Here is a 2,428-nt window from a genome sequence, read left to right on the forward strand (position 1 = left end):
AACCATATATGGGTATTTTGAACCATTTGCCAGCGTGGTCATAAATACCGTGCTTGATGCAAGCCATTGATTCATAAGAGCGCCGCTGCTGGCCTGGAGCTTGCTGTGAGAGAGCGTCTCTAGCTCACTCTCGCCACACGATATGAAAACTCCACTCGCACACCACCGGGCCGCCCTGCGCGGGGAGGCCGACCATGGGTAAATACCGCAGACTCTGGTTCACGCTGATCGCGGTGCTGATCGTCACGTTCAGCCTGCTCGGCTACTACGGCGCCGAGATCTACCGCACCGTACCGCCGATTCCGCAGACCGTGGTGACGGCCGACGGGCAGCAGCTCTACACCGAGGAAAGCATCCTCGACGGCCAGACCGCCTGGCAGTCGGTGGGCGGCATGCAGCTGGGCTCGATCTGGGGCCACGGCGCCTACCAGGCGCCCGACTGGACGGCCGACTGGCTGCACCGCGAGCTGCTGGCCTGGCTCGACCTGGCGGCGCAGGAAAAATACGGCCAGCCGTTCGCCCAATTGGACGCGGACGCCCAGGCCGTGCTGCGCGCGCGCCTCAAGGCCGAGTACCGCACCAACACCTACGACCCGGCCAGCGGCAGCATGACGGTGTCGAAGCTGCGCGCCCAGGCCATCGCGCAGAACGCGGCCTATTACGACCAGCTGTTCGGCGACGCGCCCGCGCTGCAGCCGTCGCGCGAACACTTCGCCATGAAAGAGAACACCCTGCCCAGCGCCGAGCGGCGCGCGCAGCTGGCCGGCTTCTTCTTCTGGACCGCCTGGGTGGCGTCCACCGAGCGCCCCGGCAGCGTCGCCACCTACACCAACAACTGGCCGCACGAGCCGCTGGTGGACAACCAGCCGACGGCCGAGAACATGATCTGGTCCATTGCCAGCGTCGTCGTCATGATGGCCGGCGTGGGCTTTCTGATCTGGGCCTGGGCCTTCTTGCGCAAGCATGACGAAGCCGAGCCCGAAGCACCCCGGCACGACCCGCTGTCGCGCGTGCCGCTCACACCCTCGCAGCGCGCTCTGGGCAAATACCTGTTGCTGATCGTGGCGCTGTTTTCCTTCCAGGTCATGCTCGGCGGCTTCACCGCGCACTACACGGTCGAAGGCCAGCAGTTCTACGGCATCAATGTGTCGCAGTGGTTCCCGTATGCGCTGGTGCGCACCTGGCACATCCAGAGCGCGCTGTTCTGGATCGCCACGGGCTTCCTGGCGGCCGGCCTGTTCCTGGCGCCGCTGATCAACGGCGGCAAGGACCCGGCGTACCAGAAGCTCGGCGTGGACGTGCTGTTCTGGGCGCTGGTCGTCGTCGTGGTCGGCTCGTTCGCCGGCAACTACCTGGCGATCGCGCAGGTCCTGCCGCCCGAGTGGAACTTCTGGCTTGGCCACCAGGGCTACGAATACGTCGACCTGGGCCGCCTGTGGCAGATCGGCAAATTCAGCGGCATCGCCTTCTGGCTGGTGCTGATGCTGCGCGGCATGGTGCCGGCGCTGCGCACGCCCGGCGGCGACAAGAACCTGCTGGCGCTGCTCACCGCCTCGGTGGTGGCGATCGGCCTGTTCTACGGCGCCGGCTTCTTCTACGGCGAGCGCACCCACCTGTCGGTGATGGAGTACTGGCGCTGGTGGGTGGTGCACCTGTGGGTCGAGGGCTTCTTCGAAGTCTTCGCCACCACGGCGCTGGCCTTCATCTTCTCGACGCTGGGCCTGGTCTCGGTGCGCATGGCCACCACGGCCAGCCTGGCCTCGGCCTCGCTGTTCATGCTCGGCGGCGTGCCCGGCACCTTCCACCACCTGTACTTCTCGGGCACCACCACGCCGGTGATGGCCGTGGGCGCCTCGTTCAGCGCGCTCGAAGTGGTGCCGCTGGTGGTGCTGGGCCACGAGGCCTGGGAGAACTGGCGCCTCAAGGACAAGGCGCCGTGGATGGCCAGCCTCAAGTGGCCGCTGATGTGCTTCATCGCCGTGGCGTTCTGGAACATGCTGGGCGCGGGCGTCTTCGGCTTCATGATCAACCCGCCGATCTCGCTGTACTACATCCAGGGCCTCAACACCACACCGGTGCACGCGCACGCCGCGCTGTTCGGGGTCTATGGCTTCCTGGCGCTGGGCTTCACGCTGCTGGTGCTGCGCTACATCCGCCCGCAGCTGGTGTTCAGCGAGCGGCTCATGAAGACGGGCTTCTGGTGGCTCAACGCCGGCCTGGTGCTGATGATCGCCACCAGCCTGCTGCCCATCGGCCTGTTCCAGTTCCACGCCAGCGTCAGCGAGGGCCTGTGGTACGCGCGCAGCGAAGCCTTCATGCAGCAGCCCTTCATGCAGCAGCTGCGCTGGGTGCGCACCTTCGGCGACATGGTCTTCATCGTCGGCGCGCTGTCCATGGCCTGGCAGGTGGTGAGCGGCCTGTGGGGTTC

General features: G+C 66.4%; 1 protein-coding gene. It reads left to right on the forward strand.

Annotated features, from left to right (window positions below):
- Positions 1 to 194: 194 nt before the first annotated feature.
- Positions 195 to 2,428 (forward strand): nitric-oxide reductase large subunit (locus tag QZH66_RS15095; protein ID WP_305806733.1); only part of this gene is annotated, 2,234 nt, incomplete at its 3' end.

The organism is Stenotrophomonas sp. YIM B06876 (assembly GCF_030711595.1).
In the GTDB taxonomy this organism is placed as follows: Bacteria; Pseudomonadota; Gammaproteobacteria; order Xanthomonadales; family Xanthomonadaceae; genus Stenotrophomonas.